This window comes from Streptomyces sp. NBC_01428 (assembly GCF_036231965.1).
In the GTDB taxonomy this organism is placed as follows: Bacteria; Actinomycetota; Actinomycetes; order Streptomycetales; family Streptomycetaceae; genus Streptomyces.
The window spans coordinates 5445321-5464030 of the sequence record NZ_CP109499.1 but is presented as its reverse complement, the minus strand read 5'-3'; the positions used below and the strand labels follow the sequence as shown (position 1 = coordinate 5464030).

Below are 18710 nucleotides of genomic sequence, written 5' to 3'. Positions count from 1 at the left end.
GACCGCCAGGGCTGCCGTGCCGGTGCTGTGTGCCGGTGCGGGTCACGCGGTCGTGCGGCGCGTCCGGACCGGGCCGCGCACGCGCGCGTGGCGCACGGGAGACCGCAACTTACCCGGCGCGTCCCTCCGCCCGGGTAACCCCGCCCCCTGATCATCACAAGTTTCGGCCAAGGCGGCGCAAAAACCTTCGGTGTCCGGGTGGGCTCAGCCCCGGACCTGCCCGAGCCACTGGAGTGTGCGGCGGATCTCCCCCGCCATGGGGTGCCCGGGCCCGCGCAGCCGGTCCACGTCGTGCAGGAGCCGGGCCAGCGTGTCGTGGGCGGCGGCCCGGTCGCCGAGCGCGAGCAGCAAGTGGCCCATCCTGCGGCGCACTTCGAGCGAGATCGCCGGGTCCCCCGCGACGTATTGGTTCTCGTAGTACGGCAGGAGCGCGCGGTACTCCGCCAGGGCCGCGGCGGGTTCGCCGAGTTGTTCCAGACACTGGGCGGCGTCGTAGCGGAAACGCAGCGACTGCGGGTCGGCGTGGCCCGCCTCGGAGGCGCGCTCGTCGGCGAGCCGGCGCAGTTCCGGCAGGGCGCGGCGGTACTGGCCGTCGTCCATGAGCGTGGCCGCGTACTGCTTGCGCAGGGTGCGCACCACCGGCGAGTGCTCCCCGTGCTCGACGGCGGCGGCCGGGAGGATCGAGCCGAGGATGTCCACGGCCTGCGTGATGCGGCCCTCGCCGAGCAGCCGCTTCACCTCGTCCACGGCACCCGCCACGTCGGGCTTCTCCACCGCGGGCGCGGCCTGCGGCTGGGTCGCGGGCGTCCGGGCCCGGTCCGGCCACGGGGCGTGCGGGCGCAGGAACGGCCGCGTGGGGTCCAGCGGCGCGCCGGTGGGCGTGCCGCGCGCGGGCAGCAGCGGGAGGAGCTGCTCGTACGTCTCCTGCGCGGAACCCGGGCGGTGCTGGGGGTCCTTGGACAGCAGGCGCAGCACCAGGTCCTCCAGCGCGGGCGGCACCTCGGGGCGCAGCCGGCGCACCGGCAGCGGCGGCTCGTACAGGTGCCGGTGCAGCACGCCGAGCGCGGTCGAGCCGGAGAACGGCACGTCCCCGCTGAGCAGTTCGTGCAGCAGCACCCCGAGCGCGTACAGATCGGTGTACGGGCCGACCGCGCCGCCCATCGCCTGCTCGGGGGCCATGTAGGCGGGGCTGCCGATGGGCGAACCGGTGTGCGTCAGCCGCGTGGTGTCGGTGTCCATGACGGAGGCGACGCCGAGGTCGAGGACGGTGACCGTGCCGTCCTGCTTGACCATCACGTTCCGCGGCTTGAGGTCGCGGTGCACGATCGGCACGGCGTGCACCGCGCTCAGCACCGCGCACAGCTGGGCGGCGACCGCGACGGCCCACTGCCACGGGTAGGGGTCGTGCTCGGCGAGGTGGTCGGAGAGGTCCGCCCCGTCGACGTACTGCATGACGAGGAACAGCTCCTCGCCGACGCTGCCCGCGTCGTGGACCGTGACCAGCCCCGGGTGGTCGACCTGGGCGGTCACCCGGCACTCGCGCACGAAGCGGCGGCGCAGTTCGTCGGCCTCCTGGCCCGCCACCTTGTCCGGGCGCAGCAGCTTGACCGCGACCCGCCGGTCCAGGCGCTGGTCGTAGGCCGTCCAGACCTGGCCCATGCCGCCCTGGCCGATGAGCGTGGACAGTTCGTAGCGGTCGGCGATCACCCGGCCCGTCGCAAGGCTCACCTGCCGTCCCCGCTGTCGGTCCGGCCGTCGCGCTTGCGGAGGTAGTCGCTGAGTTCGTCGAGTTCGGCGCGCACCTGGTCGATCCGCACGGGCGCGGGCCGCTGCGGAGGCGGCGGCACGACGGGCGGCTGCGGCAGGGACGGCTGCTGGTGCGGCACCGGCGTCCCGTACGGCGATCCCGTACCGGCCGTCTGCGGGTAGCCGTAGTGCGGGCCGGGCTGCGGGGTCCGGTGGAGCGGCGCCGGGTAGCCGGGCGGGGCGAGCCGGCTGTAGTGGCGGATGTCCGCGAACAGGAAGTACCCGGTGCAGGCGGCCGCGTTGAGCAGCAGGATGATCATTCCGACGTTGCCGTTCGGGCTGCTGAAGTCGTCGGTGTGGTCGGTGCTGAGGTAGGCGAAGCTGATCCCCATCGCCAGCAGCGACCCGAGGAAGATCCACCAGTCCACGGCGCGGCGCGTCACCAGCGCCACGCGCAGGGTGGACCCCCATGCCAGGAAGCCGATGCTCAGGAGCGGCAGCGCTCCGAAGATCACGCGCAGCACGACGAGCAGCCCGGTCGGGGGTCGCTTCGGCGGAGGCGGCGCGTAGCCGTGGCCGTGCATGGCTGCTCCTGGAGGCCTGATGGGGACGGACGTACGAGTTGGAAGTCCGAGCGTATAGGCCGACAAGGACAACCGGTCCCGGGTTGTACCGAACCGTTGTCGCGCTGATCACTTCACGTGGTCCGGCGCCCTCGTGGCGCCCGTGCGGGAAGCCGCCGTTCCGCCCGTCCGGGGCGGCGCCGCCGTCGCCCCGCGCGGGTCAGTCGGGAGCGACCGTCCCGTCCGTCAGCCCGTCGTACATGCCGCGGACGAGCTGCTCCCCGAGGCGCCCGGCGCGGCGCAGCGCGTCCTCGAACTCGGCGAGGGCGCGGAAGCGTTCGCCGTAGCGGCGCTGGTCCTCCAGCGGCAGGCGCGGCAGGTGCAGCCGCCGTACGTCGAGCCGGGTGGCGGTGGACGCGTAGCTGCTGGCCTGCCGGTTGTTGGCGGTGCCGCGCAGGAATCCCGCGAGGAACCACGGGTCCAGCGCGGCGCGGTCGGGGCGCAGGAGGGTGAGGTTGCGTCCCAGTACCGCGCCCGCCGTGTCCGCGTCGATCACGCGCGCGACGGAGCCGCCCCCGAGCACGGGGACCACGACGTCGCCCGCCTCGACCGGAACGGTCTCCTCGTCGCCCTCGGGGAGACTCCCGGAGGGGGCGGTCCCGGCGAGCACGTCGTGGTCGGTGAGCACCCTGGCGCGCGCGGGGGCGCTGTTTCCGCCCGTGCGCAGCAACAGGGCTCCTCCGCGCGCCAGTTCGCCGACGGTGATGAGCGGCCAGCGCACGGCGGGGGTGTGCAGTGCCTCGGGGGGCGTGAGACCTGCGGCGAGCCGCAGGGTCTCACCGAGGTCCTCGCGTACGCTCGCGAGCCGCTCGGAGCCGCCTCCCGCGGCGGCCGGCGGCAGATGGCGGGCGGGCGCCAGATCCACGTCGTCGTCGAGGAGTTCGATGACCGGCACCGAACGGCTGAACCCCGGCTCCTCCCGCGCGCTGCCCGCGCGTTCGAAGGGCCGCCACGCGTCGAGCACCGCTCCGCGCACGGCGGCCCAGTCGAAGGCCCTGCCCTCCCCGGCCGATGCGCCGGTGTCCACGAGCAGCAGCTCGGGCTGTGCGGGCGCCTTCTCGGGACGGCGCAGCACCCAGACGTGCAGCGGGATGTTGTACGGCGGTGCCGCGCCGATCGGCAGCGCGATCACGGCCCGCAGCGCGCCGCGGCGCAGCAGGTCGGCGCGGATACGGCGGCCGGAGCGGCGCGAGGCGGCGGCCGGCGGCATGAGGACGACGGCGGTGCCGCCGTCCTTGAGGTGCGCCAACGCGTGCTGCACCCACGCCAGTTCGGACTCGGTGCGGGCCGGGAAGCCGTACTCCCAGCGGGCGTCGTAGGCGAGTTCGTCGTGTCCCCAGTTGCGTTCGTTGAACGGCGGGTGGCACAGCACGACGTCGGCGCGGAGCGCGGGAAGGGCGTCCGCGCGGAGGCTGTCACCGGCGGCGGTCCGCACGGCGGCCTTGCCCTGGAGCGCCAGCCGCAGCGCGGAGAGCGCCGCGAGTTCGGGCGCGCTGTCCTGCCCGAACAGCTCCTGTCCGGGCCGGGCGGCCACGGCGCGCAGCAGGGCGCCGGTGCCGCACGCCGGGTCGAGTGCGGTGCGTGCCGGTCCCGCGAGTTCCGCCATCAGCGTCGCGAGGCCGGCGGGGGTGAGCGTGTACTGACGGGGGTTGGCGTCGAGGTGGCGCCCCAGAAGGAACTCGTACGTCTGGCGGGCGCCCAGCTCGGCGGCCAGTTCGGCGGCGCCGCGCAGCAGGGGGGCGGAGGTGAGCAGCTCCGGACCGGCCGGGGTGTTCACGGCGCGTTCGCGCGGGGGGCCGAACCTCGGGGTGATCACCTGGTCGAGGGCGGCGGGCAGCAGCGCGGCGAGCCGTTCGTCGGAACCGGCGCTCAGTTCCAGCCAGTCGGTGGGGCGGTCGTGGATGAGCAGGAGCACGCAGCCCGCGTGGACGAGGGCGGTGACCGGGCCTTCGGGGTGACCGGCGAGCTGCTGCCAGACGCGTTCGCGGAGGGGGACCTCGGCGAGTTTCCCCTGGTCGCGCAGCCAGGCCTCGACCTCGGCGAGGGCGAAGGAGGGGCTGGTCTCGGTGCCGCCGACCGGTTTGGGGAAGTCGGCGTGGCGGCGGCGCCAGTTGCTGACGGCCGCGCGGCCGACTCCGGCGAGCCGTGCGATTCCGGCGGCGGTCACCTCTGTCGCGTTGTGCTGCACCCGCCCGGCTCCCCTCGTTCTGGTCGGCGCCCCTGTGACCCCGGCCGGCCCGCCGTCACCCCCGCACCGCGGTCCCGGTGTTCTGGCGCTCCGGCATTCCGGTGCTCCGGCATTCCGGTGTTCCGGTGTGTGGCGCCGAGCATACCGGCGCAAGCCAGATCTACCCCTTCACAGGCGTGTACACAACCTTCTCCGTGAACCGTGTTGACTCGGTTCACACGCTCTGCTGTTATTGACCCATCGAACGGGCAGGCCGCCGGAGCGATCCGGTCGCCCCTGGCTTCGCCGACACCGCCACCCACACCACGCCAAGGAACTCTCATGCGTCGCACCGCACTTGCCGCTCTCTGCCTCGCCGCCGCGGCCACCGCCGGTCTCACCGGTTGCCTGCCCGGCGAGAGCAAGGCGGACAGCAAGCCGAAGGGTCCGTTCGCCGGTCTGTCCGGGGGCGAGATCGCCGACCGGGCCGTGAAGGCCACCGACGGCGCCGCCTCGCTCCGGATGAAGGGCGACGTGCCCGACGACGAGGACGGCGGCACCATCCGTATCGACATGGCCCTCAGCAAGAAGGGCGACTGTGCCGGAACGCTGGGCATGGGCGGCCAGGGCAAGGCCGATCTCATCAAGACCGGCGACACCGTCTACATGAAGTACGACGAGGCGTTCCTGCGCGCCCAGGGCAAGGGCGACTCCAAGGCCGACACGGACGCGGTCGTGAACATGCTGGCCGGCAAGTGGACCAAGATGTCCGCGACCGGCTCCGACGCCAAGGACATCGCGGGCTTCTGCGATCTCGACTCGGTGCTCGCCGGCGCGGAGGACGTGAACTCCAATGCGACGCGCGGCAGGACGACCACCGTCGACGGGACCGAGGCGATCATCCTGCACGAGAAGGACGGCAAGGACCGGTACACCCTGTACGTCGCCACGAAGGGCAAGCCCTACCTGCTGCGGGTCGACAGCACCTCCGCCAAGGACCCCGGCACGATCACCTTCGGCGACTACGACAAGCCGGTCCCCGCCACCAAGCCCGCCGGCAAGGTCATCGACATCGACAAGCTCGGCAGCTGACCGGCCGGGCGCGGGGGTGCGGCATCCGTCCGGCGCCCGGCCCCCGACCGGGCGCGGCCGGGGGACGCGGCGCCGGGCACGGCCGCTAGTTCGCGGTGAACCGCTTCGGGGCGTCCGTCGGGTTGCCGCCCGAGGGGAGCTTCTGGCCGGGGCAGCCGGACAGGACCTTCTTCATCGCGGCCTTCTCGGAGCCGGTGACCCACAGCCCGTACTTCTTCTTCACGGCCACCTGCCCCGCGACGTACGTGCAGCGGTACTCCTTGTTCGGCGGGAGCCAGGTCGCCGTGTCGCCGTCGCCCTTGCTGCGGTTGGCGCTGGCGCCGACGGCGGCGAGGTTGAGCGGGTCGTTGGCCAGCGCTATCCGCTTGCTCGCGTCCCAGTACTTGGCGCCCTTCTGCCAGGCGTCCGAGAGGGCGACGAGGTGGTCGATGTCGACCAGGCTGCGCCCGCGGGTGAAGGTGACGTCCTTGCCGCCGTAGGGGTCGGGTTCGAGGACTCCGTGCGACACCTTGCACTTGCCGTCGCTGTACTTCACGTCCTTGAGGTCCCGCTTGAGGATGTCGTCGCGGGTGTCGCAGTGGTTCGCGTCGGTGTCGGCCCAGGCCGTGCCGAACCGCTCCCTGCTGTAACCGGTCTTCGGGGCACGCCCCTTGACGGTCAGTGAGTCCACCGCGGAGAGCGCGGCCCCGCCACCACCAGCGCCGCCACCGCCCGCCGTCTCCTCGGGTCCCGCGGAACCTATGGCGTCCTCTTTGCAGCCGCTGACCCCGGCACCGAGCACGATCAGCACCGCCGCGGCAGCAGCCGCCCCACCCCTCATACGCACGACAAACGCCCTCCCCTTCGCCTCCCCGGGTCCGCCCTGCCCGGGCGTGCTTCCCCTCTGCCCAACCTATCGGGGCGTACTCCCGGGTCATACCCGACCCAACGGGCAATTGGCGCACGCCCGGCGTATCGTCGGTGGTGAGTCAGCCCCCGGAAGGAGCTCTGGATGGGCATCTTCGACAGGTTCAAGAGCAACCGCGCGGCGCAGGACAAGGCGAAGGACATGTCCGACGCCGCGGAGAAGCAGGTCAACAAGAAGACCGGCGACAAGTACACGGACAAGGTCGACGACGCGCAGGGCAAGGCCGAAGGCGCGATGGGTATGGACCGTGACCGCGACCGGCCTTGATCGGTCCTGACCGGCCCGCAGCCATATCCGGAGCGGGTGTCCGAGCGGGCATCCCCTCGACCTTCCCGCAGTCCGTCGCGTGCCGAGGTGACGGCGTCTCAGAACCCCAGAGGTCCGTCTCGGACCCCGACAGGCCAGTGATCCCACGGCCGGTGTGAACGGACCGGTGGCCCTGGCCCACCTCGTGCGCCCCTCACGTCCCGCCCCACCACGGTGTCCCACCGGGTGGGGCCGGCGTCGTCACGGACTCGGGCCCGACGACCCGACGGCGGCCCGGGTGTCTCGCCCGTCTCACACCTTCCCGATCCCCAGCGTCGTCTCCGCGGGCAGCAGACCCGAGCCGATGACGGCCACCCAGAACTCGCCCAGCAGATCGGCGAGTCGACCGGTGGCGTCCGGACCGAGCGACTGCCAGGGCCCGGCGGCCAGTCGGTCGGTTCGCTCCTCGACCTCGCGGCGCAGCGCACGGCCGGCGTCCGTCGCGACACCTCCGGCGTCCACCAGGCCGCGGGCGGTGAGCCGCTCACGGCCGGCCGCCCATTCCCGCGGGCTCCAGCCGCGGCTCTCGAAGCGCTCCACCGAGGCCGCGCCTATCGCGGCGAACGAGACGAGGGACTCGACGGGATCGAGACCGGCGACGAGCAGAGCCGCGAGGTGGCCGTCGCCGCGGTGCTCGCGCAGGATCGTCGCCGCGTGCCACAGCTGGAGGTGCGGCGGCTCGGGCCAGTCCAACGCGGCGCCGGCCGCGGCGAGCGGGCGCCCCGCCGTGTCCGCCGCCTCGGCAGCCCGCCGGGCGAGAGCCGCGGCCTCGGCCATCCCCGGCCCGGCGATTCCGTCACCCAGCAGCGCCCGGTAGGCGCGGTCGACGGATCGCTCCCGCGCGGCGAGCACCTCCTGCGGACTCGCCGTCCGCCAGGCCGACGTGATGTGTTCGTCGACCATGCGAGGGCTGAAGCTGTAGAAGGCGGAGGCAACCCGCTCGGCGCCGACGGGGCCCAACGGGGCCGCGCGATAAGGGAAGTAGCTCGGCCAGCGCTCCTCGGTCCCGAACCCGAGCGCGGCCGCCTCCTCGAAGCTCTCCGGCGCGTAATACAGCACGGCGTGCAGGGGCTCCAGCAGATGCCACAGCCGGCGCACCTGGCCCGGTTCGATCCCGCCCTCGCCGGCACCACCCTCCGCCGCCGCCACACCGCCGCCCCCGGCGCTCCCCTCGAACCGATCCGTCCCGCCGGCCCCGCTGACGCTCCCCGACATGACCGCACCCCTTGTCACGTGACGACACACCCCACAACTTGACACCGACAAGATTGCCGGAACCCACGCCAACTTGTCAATGACTAGATTGCGCGTACGCTGGCGCCCATGAATCCCGCCCCGCCCAGCGACTCCGCGCGCCCCTATCACCACGGGGACCTGCGGCGCGCCATCCTCGGTGCCGCGCTCGACGTCATCGGCGCCGAGGGCCCCACCGCGCTGAGCCTGCGCGACCTGGCCCGCCGCGCGGGTGTCTCCCACGCCGCCCCGGCGCACCACTTCAAGGACCGCACCGGACTGCTCACGGCGATCGCGGCGGAGGGCTACGCGCTGCTGGCGGCGGCACTCGACACGGCCGACGACCTGCGGGACGCCGGCGTGCGCTACGTCCGCTTCGCGCGGGAGCACCCCGCCCACTTCCAGGTCATGTTCTCCCCGGAGCTGCTCCGCGGGAACGACCTGGAGCTGACGGCGGCCAGGACCCTCGCGGGCGAGCGGCTGCGCGCCGCCGTCTCCGACGTCCCCACCGAGGGCCGGGGGGAGGACGCCCGGCTCGCCGGGGTCGCGGCCTGGTCACTGGCCCACGGCTTCGCCACGCTCCTGCTCAGCCACAATCTGGACGGCCCGGTGGGCGACCAGGACCCCGACGAGGTGTTCCACGCCCTGACGGGCATGCTGTTCCGCCCCCGGCAGCCCTGACCGAGGACCCGGGCGGGCCCGGCGTCCTCGGCACGGGGGCCACGGCCCCGGCCGGGGCCGTGGCGGAGTACCACCGGTCCTGACGGCGTCACGGACCACGGACCACCGGTCCCCGTCGGCATCACGGACCACCGACCCCTGCCGACGCCGCGGACCACCGGTCCCTGCCGGCATCACGGACCACCGACCCCTGCCGACGCCGCAGAACCGCCGGTCCCTGACGGCGTCCCGCCTACGGACGACGGAAGCCCGGCCGCCGAAGACGACCGGGCTCCCGCCGTGCGGCCGGGCTACGACCCGAGGATCGTGGCGAGGAACTCGCCGGTCCAGCCGAGGAGTTCGCGGCCGACCAGCGGCTTGCCGCCCACCTTCGCCGTCTTCGGGCGGGGGACCAGGAGCTGGTGGGCGGCCTGCTTGACGACCGTCCCCGGGTAGAGCCGCTGGAGACGCAGCTCCTGGGACTCCCTCAACTCCACCGGAGCGAAGCGGATGTTGTTGCCCTGGAGGACGATCTCCCCGACCTCGCAGCTCCGCGCCAGCATCCGCAGCCCCGCGACGAGGAGCAGGTTCTCGACCGGCTCGGGCAACTTGCCGTAGCGGTCGACGAGTTCCTCGCGTACGGCCTTCACGTCCTCCTCGGTGTTCGCGGAGGCGATGGACCGGTACGCCTGGAGACGCAGCCGCTCGCCCGGCGCGTAGTCGTGCGGGACGTGCGCGTCGACCGGCAGCTCGATCTTGACCTCCAGCGGCGGCTCCTCCTCCACCCCGCCGTCCAGCGCGGCGCGGTAGTCCGCGACGGCCTCGCCGACCATGCGGACGTACAGGTCGAAGCCCACCCCGGCGATGTGGCCGGACTGCTCGCCGCCGAGCAGGTTGCCCGCGCCGCGGATCTCCAGGTCCTTCATCGCCACGTACATGCCCGCGCCCATCTCGGTGTGCTGGGCGATCGTCGCGAGCCGCTCGTGGGCCGTCTCCGTCAGCGGCTTCTCCGGCGGGTACAGGAAGTAGGCGTAACCGCGCTCGCGGCCACGGCCGACGCGGCCGCGCAGCTGGTGCAGCTGCGAGAGACCGAAGTTGTCGCCGCGCTCCACGATCAGCGTGTTCGCGTTCGAGATGTCGATGCCCGACTCGACGATCGTCGTGGAGACGAGCACGTCGAACTTCTTCTCCCAGAAGTCGACGACCACCTGCTCCAGGGCCTGTTCCGACATCTGTCCGTGGGCCGTCGCGATGCGCGCCTCGGGCACGATCTCGCGCAGCCGGGCCGCCGCTCGGTCGATGGACTCGACCCGGTTGTGGATGTAGAAGACCTGTCCCTCGCGCAGCAGTTCACGGCGGACCGCCGCGCCGATCTGCTTCTCCTCGTACGGGCCGACGAAGGTCAGCACCGGGTGCCGCTCCTCCGGCGGGGTGGTGATCGTCGACATCTCGCGGATGCCGGTGACCGCCATCTCCAGGGTGCGCGGGATCGGCGTCGCGGACATCGTCAGGACGTCGACGTTCGCGCGGAGCTTCTTCAGCTGTTCCTTGTGCTCGACGCCGAACCGCTGCTCCTCGTCGACGATGACCAGGCCCAGGTCCTTGAACTTGGTCTCCGAGGAGAACAGGCGGTGGGTGCCGATGACGACGTCGACCGATCCGTCGCGCAGCCCTTCCAGGGTCGCCTTCGCCTCGGTGTCGGACTGGAAGCGGGACAGGGCGCGGACGTTGACGGGGAACTGCGAGTAGCGCTCGGAGAACGTGCCGAAGTGCTGCTGCACCAGCAGGGTCGTGGGAACCAGGACCGCCACCTGCTTGCCGTCCTGGACCGCCTTGAACGCGGCGCGGACCGCGATCTCCGTCTTGCCGTAGCCGACGTCACCGCAGATCAGGCGGTCCATCGGGACCGTCTTCTCCATGTCGTCCTTGACCTCGGCGATCGTGGTGAGCTGGTCGGGCGTCTCCACGTACGGGAAGGCGTCCTCCAGCTCGCGCTGCCAGGGGGTATCGGCGCCGAACGCGTGCCCGGGGGCGGCCATCCGCGCCGAGTACAGCTTGATCAGGTCGGCGGCGATCTCCTTGACGGCCTTCTTGGCGCGCGCCTTGGTCTTGGTCCAGTCGGCGCCGCCGAGTCGGTGCAGGGTCGGGGCCTCGCCGCCGACGTACTTGGTGATCTGCTCCAGCTGGTCGGTGGGGATGTAGAGGCGGTCGCCGGGCTGGCCGCGCTTGGCGGGTGCGTACTCCACGACCAGGTACTCGCGGGTGGCGCTCTGGACGGTGCGCTGGACCATCTCGATGTAGCGGCCGACACCGTGCTGTTCGTGGACGATGTAGTCGCCGGCCTCCAGGGTCAGCGGGTCGATCGTCTTGCGGCGGCGGGCCGGCATCCGGGCGCCGTCCTTGCCGGCCGCCTTCTGGCCGGAGAGGTCGGTCTCCGTCAGGACGGCGAGCCGGAGGGCCGCGTCGACGAAGCCGTAGTCGATGGAGCCGCACGCCACGTGCACGACGGAGGGGCCGATCTCGGTGAGATCGATGTCCAGGCGGGCCGCGATGCCCTCGCCGCCCAGGACCTCGGCGGTGCGGGCGGCCGGTCCCTGTGCCTCGGTGACGTAGACGGCGCGCCAGCCCTCGGCCAGCCAGCCCTTGGTGTCGGCCAGTGCGCGGGCGGTGTCGCCGCGGTAGGTCTCGGGGGCGTGCATGCCCAGCTTGAGGGTGTCGCCCGCGGCGCCCGGGGCGAAGTCGGCGAGTTCCCCGTCGGCGGCGAACGGCGACACCGACCACCACATCATGTCCAGCGCGCGCGCCCGCTCCCGTACGTCCGCGATGGACCACAGGGAGGCGGCGCCGACGTCGATGGGTGCCTCGCCGCCACCCGCGGTGGCCGCCCAGGACGCCTGGAGGAACTCCTGCGAGGTGGCGACGAGGTCCGCGGCCCGGGTGCGGACCCGCTCGGGGTCGCAGACGACGGCCATCGAGCCCTCGGGCAGCACGTCGAGGAGCAGTTCCATGTCGTCGACGAGGACGGGGGCGAGGGACTCCATGCCCTCCACGGCGATGCCCTCGGCGATCTTGCCGAGGAGTTCGCCGAGTTCCGGGTGGGCCTCGGCGAGTTCCGCCGCCCGGCGCCGCACGTCGTCGGTGAGCAGCAGTTCGCGGCAGGGCGGCGCCCACAGGCCGTGTTCGGCGACCTCCAGGGACCGCTGGTCGGCGATCTTGAAGTAGCGGATCTCCTCGATGTCGTCGCCCCAGAACTCCACGCGCAGGGGGTGTTCCTCGGTGGGCGGGAAGACGTCGAGGATGCCGCCGCGGACGGCGAACTCGCCGCGCTTCTCGACGAGTTCGACGCGGGAGTACGCGGCCGCCGCGAGCGCCTCGACGGTCTCGCCCAGGTCGGCGCTGTGCCCGGTGCGCAGGATGACGGGCTCCAGGTCGCCGAGCCCCTGCACCTGCGGCTGGAGCACGGAGCGCACGGGGGCGACGACGACGGACACTGGGCCGGTCTCCGGGTCGTCGGGGCGCGGGTGGGCGAGCCGGCGCAGCACGGCGAGGCGGCGGCCGACGGTGTCCGAGCGGGGCGAGAGCCGTTCGTGCGGCAGCGTCTCCCACGAGGGGTAGTCGACGACGCCCTCCGGGGGCAGGAGGGTGCGCAGGGCGGCGGCCAGGTCCTCGGCCTCGCGGCCCGTGGCGGTCACGGCGAGGACGGTGCGGCCGGCCTCCCGGGCCAGGGCGGCGATGGCGAAGGGGCGTGCGGCGGGCGGGCCGACCAGGTCGACGTGCATCCGGTTGCCGTCGCCGGCGGCCTTGACCGCTTCCGTGAGGGCGGCGTCCTTGACGACGGCGTCGAGCAGACCGTGCAGGCTCATGAAGGGCTTCCATCCCGGGGAGTGGGCAACGCGAGGCGCCCGACACGTGGGACGGGCCGGGGGTCTCCAGCCTACGACTCCGCGCCGACTCGCGCGTGGCCGTTCCTCGTGGGACCGGTCACCCAGCGTGACGCACGGGCGCGGAGGCCGGGCGCTTCCCTGTGTCCCCGGCCCGCGTCCGTGCGAGGAACCCGGGCCTCGCCGGGGTGGACGTCCGGACGGCACCCCTGGCCTCGTTCGGTGAGGCGGGGGCCGGGACGCGCCGAGGGCCCGGTCCGAGGAGCGTGCTGCTCCTCGGACCGGGCCCGTCCGCCGCGACCCCCGTGCGCGGTGGTCCGGTGCGGCCGTCCCCGGCCGGGATCGCCGGTTATTCGGTGGCGATGGCGTTCAGGACGTTCATCCGGCCGGCCCGGAACGCCGGGATCAGGGCGGCGAACAGGCCCACGAAGGCCGATCCGATGAAGACGCCGATGATCGTCGGCCACGGGATGTCCAGGACCTTCAGACCCTCCAGGGCGAGGAGCTTCTGGGCGGTGGCGCCCCAGCTCATGCCGAGCCCCAGTCCGAGGAGGGCCCCGAAGAGGGCGATGACGACCGACTCCAGGCGGATCATCCGGCGCAGCTGGCGGCGGGAGAGGCCGATGGCGCGCATCAAGCCGATCTCGCGGGTCCGCTCGACGACCGACAGGGCCAGGGTGTTGACGACGCCGAGGATCGCCACCACGATCGCGAGGCCGAGCAGGCCGTAGACCATGTTCAGGAGCTGGCCGACCTGGTCCTTGAGTTCCTGCTTGTAGTCGGTCTGGTCGCGCACCTGGTACTGCGGGTACGGCTCCATGGCCTTCTTCAGGGCCGCGTAGGCCTGCTTCTGCTGGCCTTCCTTGGCCTTGGCGAACATGATCTCGTTCGGCGGGATCTTGCTCGCCGGCACGTACTTCTTCATGGTCGCGATGCTGGTGTAGCGGGCGCCCTTGTCGATGGCGACGTCGTCGTCCGTGATGGCCGCGACCTTCAGCTTCGCCGTCGAGCCGCCCTTGAAGGCGACGCTCAGGGTGTCGCCGACCGTGACGTGGTGCTTCTTGGCGTACTCCGAGCCGACCGACATGGCGTTCGTGCCGTACGCCGCCGACAGGTCACCGGCGGTCGTCTCGCGCCGCAGGTCCTGGGCGTACGAGGGGTCCGCCGCGGTGATCTCGTAGTCCTCGGCCTTGCCGTCGGGCGAGGTCATCGTGGTCGAGAGGTCCTTGTAGCGGGTGACGTGGTCGAGGCCGGGGGTGTCCTGCATGGCCTTCTCGGCCTGCGGGACGATCCGCTGCTGTCCCTGGACGATGAAGTCCGCGCCGACCGACTTGTCGAGCTCGTCGGTCGCCGAGGCCACCATGGACGAGCCGACCACCGAGAGGCAGGCGACCAGGGCCAGGCCGATCATGAGGGCCGCGCCGGTGGCGCCGGTGCGGCGCGGGTTGCGCAGCGCGTTGCGTTCGGCGAGCCGGCCGACCGGGCCGAACATCCGGAGCAGGACGGCGCTGATCACCCGGACCACGCCGCCGGCCAGCAGCGGGCCGACGATCACGAAGCCGATCAGGGTGAGCACGACGCCCGCGCCGAGCACGAGCGAACCGTCGCTCGCCTTGTCGGCGGTGGCCGCGAGGTACAGGGCGAACGCTCCGGCGCCGGTCAGTACGAGGCCGATCAGTCCGCGGACGAGACCGGCCCTGCCGTCGGCCGGGGTTCCGGCGTCGCGCAGCGCGGCCATCGGGGAGACCTTGCCGGCGCGCCGGGCCGGGAGGTAGGCGGCGAGGACGGTGACGACGACGCCGAGGATCATGCCGATGACGGGGGTGGCCGCCTTGACGGTCAGGTCACGGGTGGAGAGGTCCATGCCCATGGAGGACATGAGTTTCATCAGGCCGACCGCGAGGCCGACGCCCGCGGCGACGCCGAGGACGGATCCGATGAAGCCGAGGAGCAGCGCCTCGACCAGGACGGAGCGGTTGACCTGCTTGCGGGAGGAGCCGATGGCGCGCATCAGGCCGATCTCGCGGGTGCGCTGGGCGACCAGCATCGAGAAGGTGTTGATGATGAGGAAGATGCCGACCAGGAACGCGATCCCGGCGAAGCCGAGCATGGCGTACTTGATGACGTTCATGAACGCGCCGACGCCCTCGCGGTTCTCGTCGGCGTTCTCCTTCTGCGTCTGGATCTTGTAGGACCCGTCGAGCGCGGTGGAGACGTTCTGCTTGAGGCGCGCGTCCGGGACGCCCGCCGCGGCGGTGACGTTGATCTGCGTGAACCGGCCGGTGGAGCCGAGGAGTTCGCGCTGGGCGGTCGCGGTGTCGAAGTAGACGACGGCGGCACCGGGGTTGGTCACCTTGAAGGTGGCGACACCGACGATCCTGGCCTTGAAGTCGCCGGTGACGGCGATGGTGCGCAGTTCGTCGCCCATCTTCAGGTGGTGCTTGTCGACGGTGTCGGCGTCGACCATCACCTCGGTCGGTCCGCGCGGGGCGTGGCCGGAGGTGATCTCCATGGACCGCAGGTCGTTGTGCGTCCAGTTGCCGGCGATGGTCGGGGCGCCGGTCGTGGAGCCCATGTTCTTGTTGTCGCCGTTCACGACGGTCACGTTCATCGAACTGACCGCGCCCTCGGCCGACTTGACGCCGTCCGCCTGCCTGGCCTGGGCGAGCGCGGCGGCCGGGACCGACTCGGGCTTGCCGTTCTGCGGGGTGTCGTCGCTCTTCGCCGCCTTCGGCAGCACGGTCACGTCGGAGGAGGTGACCGCGAAGAGCTTGTCGAACGTCGTGTTCATGGTGTCGGTGAACACCAGGGTGCCGCAGACGAAGGCCACCGAGAGCAGGACGGCCACGGCGGAGAGCGCCATGCGTCCCTTGTGCGCGAAGAAGTTGCGCATCGAGGTCTTGAGGACGGTCATGACGTCCGCCCGCGGGAGTCGAAGTCCTTCATGCGGTCGAGGACCTGGTCGGCCGTCGGCTGGTGCATCTCGTCGACGATCCGGCCGTCGGCGAGGTACAGGACGCGGTCCGCGTACGAGGCGGCCACCGGGTCGTGCGTGACCATCACGATGGTCTGGCCGAGGTCGTCCACGGAGCGGCGCAGGAAGCCCAGCACCTCGGAGCCGGCCCGGGAGTCGAGGTTTCCGGTCGGTTCGTCACCGAAGATGATCTCGGGGCGGGCGGCCAGCGCCCGGGCCACCGCGACGCGCTGCTGCTGGCCGCCGGAGAGCTGGTTCGGCCGGTGCTTGAGGCGGTCCGCGAGCCCGACGGTCTCGACGACCTGGGCGAGCCACGCCTTGTCGGGCTTGCGGCCCGCGATGTCCATCGGGAGCGTGATGTTCTCCAGCGCGTTCAGCGTCGGGAGCAGGTTGAACGCCTGGAAGATGAACCCGATCCGGTCCCGGCGCAGCTGCGTCAGCTTCTTGTCCTTGAGGCCGGTGATCTCGGTCTCGTCGAGGTGGATCTGGCCGGAGGTGACGGTGTCGAGGCCGGCGAGGCAGTGCATCAGCGTGGACTTGCCGGACCCCGAGGGGCCCATGATCGCGGTGAAGCGGCTCCGCTCGATGTCCACGTCGACGTGGTCGAGGGCGACGACGCGGGTCTCCCCCGACCCGTACGCCTTGACGACCTGCCGCGCTCGCGCGGCAACGGCCGTACGCCCTCCAGTGCCCCCGTGCCTGGGAATGGTTACAGCCGATGTCACGGTATGTCTCCTATGTCGGCCAGCAGGGCGAGCTGCTGGGCTGCGAAGGTTCGAACGGTCGGGAAGGACGGCGGTGTTCGCGCTGCCCCCGTGTGGTGCGCTGCCTACGTCCGTAAGTCTGGTGCCGGCGGAGGGTCGGGCGCGCTGGTGCACGGCCCCGTCTTCTGCTGGGGAAAACCCCACCCCCCAAGGTGTGGTCCGTACGAGGCGAACCCGCCCTCCGACGACGTAAAGCCAGGTTAAGGAAGCACCCCGGCCCGTCTCGTCCTCCGCCGGGACGAACCCGCCCCGACCCGTAGTAAGGAGGTCCCCCTAGGGGACCTCCACCCTTCGGTGGACAACTCCTCGGGGTCGCGTCCACCCCCGGGCCCACCGGCTGACGCCCTCCCGCGCCCCTGCCCCCAAGTGGCAAGCTGGTCCCGGCAGACGGATGCAGGGGGAAGGGATCCCGTGGGCGAGGGGGACACCGGGATACCGGTCGTACAGCAGAAGCCGCCGGTCGGAGACCGCGCGGACGACCGGCGCCGGCGGGCCGTCGTCGCCGCGCTCATGCTGGCGATGGGGCTGGCCGCACTCGACTCCACCATCGTGTCGACGGCCGTACCGCAGATCGTCGGCGACCTCGGCGGGTTCTCCGTCTTCTCCTGGCTGTTCTCGGGCTATCTGCTGGCCGTCACGGTCACCCTCCCCGTCTACGGCAAGCTCTCCGACACCTTCGGCCGCAAACCGGTCCTCGTCGCGGGCGCGGCCGTCTTCCTCCTCGGCTCGCTGCTGTGCGCCACCGCCTGGAACATGGCCGCGCTCATCGCCTTCCGGGTCGTGCAGGGGCTGGGCGGCGGCGCCCTCCAGGGCACCGTGCAGACCCTCGCCGCCGACCTGTACCCGCTGAAGGAACGCCCCAGGATCCAGGCCAAGTTGTCCACGGTGTGGGCGACCTCGGCGATCGCGGGCCCCGCCCTCGGCGGTGTCCTCGCCGCGTACGCCGACTGGCGGTGGATCTTCCTCATCAACCTGCCGATCGGCGCCGTCGCCCTCTGGCTGATCGTCCGCCACCTGCACGAACCGCAGCGGGCCCCGCTGGCCCACCGGCCCCGCGTCGACTGGGCGGGCGCCCTCGCCGTGTTCGCCTGCGGCGGCGTCCTGCTGACCGCCCTCGTGCAGGGAGGGGTCGCCTGGGCCTGGCTGTCGGCGCCCTCGCTCGCCCTGTTCGGCGCCGGACTCGCGCTGGTCGGCGTCGTCGTGGCCGTCGAGCGGCGCGCGGCGGAGCCGATCATCCCCGGCTGGGTGTGGCGCCGCCGGACGATCGCCGCCGTCAACCTGGCCCTCGGCGCGCTCGGCCTGCTCATGGTCGCGCCGACGGTCTTCCTGCCCACCTACGCGCAGGCCGTCCTCGGTCTCGCCCCGGTCGCCGCCGGATTCGTGCTCTCCGTATGGACGTTGAGCTGGCCGGTGTCCGCGGCGCTCAGCCAGCACGTGTACCGCAGGATCGGCTTCCGCAACACCGCCATGCTCGGCATCGGCACCGCCACCCTCCTGCTGCTCGCCTTCCCCTTCCTCCCCTATCCCGGTGAGCCGTGGCAGCCCGCGCTGCTGATGCTGCTGCTCGGCGGCGCGCTCGGGCTCTTCCAGCTCCCCCTGCTCATCGGCGTCCAGTCCACCGTCGGCTGGGCCGAGCGCGGCACGACCACCGCCTCCGTCCTCTTCTGCCGCCAGACCGGACAGACCCTGGGCGCCGCCCTGTTCGGCGCCGTCGCCAACGGAGTGCTGGCCGCGCGGCTCGGCGGCGCCGGAGACCTCGACGCGGTGACCCGGGCCCTCGACTCGGGCGCGCCGGCCGGACATCTGCGGCACGCGGTCGCCGACGCCGTCCACGCCGTCTACCTCGGCGCCGCGGGGGCCGCCGCCCTCGCCTTCCTCGTCCTGCTGTTCGTCGCACCGCGCCGCTTCCCCGTCCTCAAGGACGCGACGGACTGACCGCGGGCCGGCACCGCCCGCGGCCGGGAACGGGGGCCCGGACACCGGCGCGCACAGGCCCGTCGAGGAACCGCCGGACCCGGCACCGCCCGCGCCCGGAGAAAGCGCGTTCACATCCCATCCGTCACGGGGTGCACTCCAGTCCCCCACGTGACGTCCTGCGAAACCCCTCCGGAACTCCGGCGGAACTCCACAGGTGAACGCGGGTAACACCCCAGGTCACCGAAGTAAGCGCGTACCGACCGACCAGTTCGGTCAAACCGCTACGCACGCGAGCTACCTACGAGTAGCGTGCGCTGCTCACCCCCCAGCTCCCTGCGGTCCCCGCACCGGACCCGAGCCACGCAAGGAGAACCGGGATGCCCGACGCATTCTCGTCCCCCGAGCACCCAAGGCCACATCAGCAGCACCCGCAGCACCCG

The 18710-nt window shown here is 72.4% G+C and carries 12 protein-coding genes; 4 read left to right on the top strand and 8 right to left on the bottom strand.

What is annotated here, in order from left to right; translation table 11 throughout:
- Window positions 1-204: 204 nt before the first annotated feature.
- From OG406_RS23730 to OG406_RS23720, 3 genes are all read right to left on the bottom strand, one after another.
- Window positions 205-1686, bottom strand: a complete 1482-nt coding sequence (locus tag OG406_RS23730; protein WP_329190950.1) for a serine/threonine-protein kinase — start codon at window positions 1684-1686, stop codon at window positions 205-207.
- A 38-nt stretch (window positions 1687-1724) separates the two neighbouring features.
- Window positions 1725-2330, bottom strand: coding sequence for a hypothetical protein (locus OG406_RS23725; protein WP_329187637.1), 606 nt, complete (start codon window positions 2328-2330; stop codon window positions 1725-1727).
- A gap of 199 nt (window positions 2331-2529) precedes the next feature.
- Entirely contained in the window at window positions 2530-4557 is a 2028-nt protein-coding gene (locus tag OG406_RS23720) for an N-6 DNA methylase (RefSeq protein ID WP_329187635.1), read from the bottom strand.
- A 321-nt stretch (window positions 4558-4878) separates the two neighbouring features.
- On the opposite strand from OG406_RS23720, the gene OG406_RS23715 reads away from it, so the two are divergent.
- On the top strand, window positions 4879-5628 hold the full coding sequence (locus OG406_RS23715; RefSeq protein WP_267051028.1) for a hypothetical protein: 750 nt from the start codon (window positions 4879-4881) through the stop codon (window positions 5626-5628).
- 85 nt (window positions 5629-5713) lie between these two features.
- On the opposite strand, the gene OG406_RS23710 is transcribed toward OG406_RS23715, so the two are convergent.
- Window positions 5714-6448: an HNH endonuclease family protein gene (locus OG406_RS23710; protein ID WP_164370935.1), complete on the bottom strand. Its 735-nt coding sequence runs from the start codon at window positions 6446-6448 to the stop codon at window positions 5714-5716.
- Between the two features lie 171 nt (window positions 6449-6619).
- Between OG406_RS23710 and OG406_RS23705 the strand changes: the two genes are divergently transcribed.
- Entirely contained in the window at window positions 6620-6802 is a 183-nt protein-coding gene (locus OG406_RS23705) for an Rv0909 family putative TA system antitoxin (protein WP_164370925.1), read from the top strand.
- A 291-nt stretch (window positions 6803-7093) separates the two neighbouring features.
- Here the strand turns inward: OG406_RS23705 and OG406_RS23700 are convergent, their stop codons facing one another.
- Window positions 7094-8056, bottom strand: a complete 963-nt coding sequence (locus OG406_RS23700; protein ID WP_266848026.1) for an SCO6745 family protein — start codon at window positions 8054-8056, stop codon at window positions 7094-7096.
- Between the two features lie 108 nt (window positions 8057-8164).
- On the opposite strand from OG406_RS23700, the gene OG406_RS23695 reads away from it, so the two are divergent.
- Window positions 8165-8755: a TetR/AcrR family transcriptional regulator gene (locus OG406_RS23695; protein WP_329187630.1), complete on the top strand. Its 591-nt coding sequence runs from the start codon at window positions 8165-8167 to the stop codon at window positions 8753-8755.
- 290 nt (window positions 8756-9045) lie between these two features.
- On the opposite strand, the gene mfd is transcribed toward OG406_RS23695, so the two are convergent.
- The 3 genes from mfd to OG406_RS23680 all read right to left on the bottom strand — a co-directional run bounded on the left by mfd (window position 9046) and on the right by OG406_RS23680 (window position 16314).
- Window positions 9046-12597 (bottom strand): transcription-repair coupling factor, encoded by a 3552-nt coding sequence (gene mfd, locus OG406_RS23690; protein WP_329187629.1) that lies wholly within the window; start codon window positions 12595-12597, stop codon window positions 9046-9048.
- Window positions 12598-12964: 367 nt separating this feature from the next.
- Entirely contained in the window at window positions 12965-15529 is a 2565-nt protein-coding gene (locus OG406_RS23685; protein WP_329187627.1) for an ABC transporter permease, read from the bottom strand.
- Complete coding sequence (locus tag OG406_RS23680; RefSeq protein ID WP_164370929.1) at window positions 15526-16314, bottom strand: ABC transporter ATP-binding protein; 789 nt, start codon at window positions 16312-16314, stop codon at window positions 15526-15528. Before OG406_RS23680 ends, OG406_RS23685 begins: the two co-directional genes overlap by 4 nt.
- Before the next feature lie 471 nt (window positions 16315-16785).
- On the opposite strand from OG406_RS23680, the gene OG406_RS23675 reads away from it, so the two are divergent.
- A complete protein-coding gene (locus tag OG406_RS23675) occupies window positions 16786-18288 on the top strand; it encodes an MFS transporter (protein ID WP_329190948.1) in 1503 nt (500 codons plus the stop codon).
- Window positions 18289-18710 lie beyond the last annotated feature (422 nt).

Coding starts and splice junctions, on each gene's coding strand:
- OG406_RS23725 (WP_329187637.1), bottom strand. CDS start 2,330: ATGCACGGCCACGGCTACGCGCCGCCTCCGCCGAAGCGACCCCCGACC.
- OG406_RS23705 (WP_164370925.1), top strand. CDS start 6,620: ATGGGCATCTTCGACAGGTTCAAGAGCAACCGCGCGGCGCAGGACAAG.
- OG406_RS23710 (WP_164370935.1), bottom strand. CDS start 6,448: ATGAGGGGTGGGGCGGCTGCTGCCGCGGCGGTGCTGATCGTGCTCGGT.
- OG406_RS23700 (WP_266848026.1), bottom strand. CDS start 8,056: ATGTCGGGGAGCGTCAGCGGGGCCGGCGGGACGGATCGGTTCGAGGGG.
- mfd (WP_329187629.1), bottom strand. CDS start 12,597: ATGAGCCTGCACGGTCTGCTCGACGCCGTCGTCAAGGACGCCGCCCTC.
- OG406_RS23715 (WP_267051028.1), top strand. CDS start 4,879: ATGCGTCGCACCGCACTTGCCGCTCTCTGCCTCGCCGCCGCGGCCACC.
- OG406_RS23695 (WP_329187630.1), top strand. CDS start 8,165: ATGAATCCCGCCCCGCCCAGCGACTCCGCGCGCCCCTATCACCACGGG.
- OG406_RS23685 (WP_329187627.1), bottom strand. CDS start 15,529: ATGACCGTCCTCAAGACCTCGATGCGCAACTTCTTCGCGCACAAGGGA.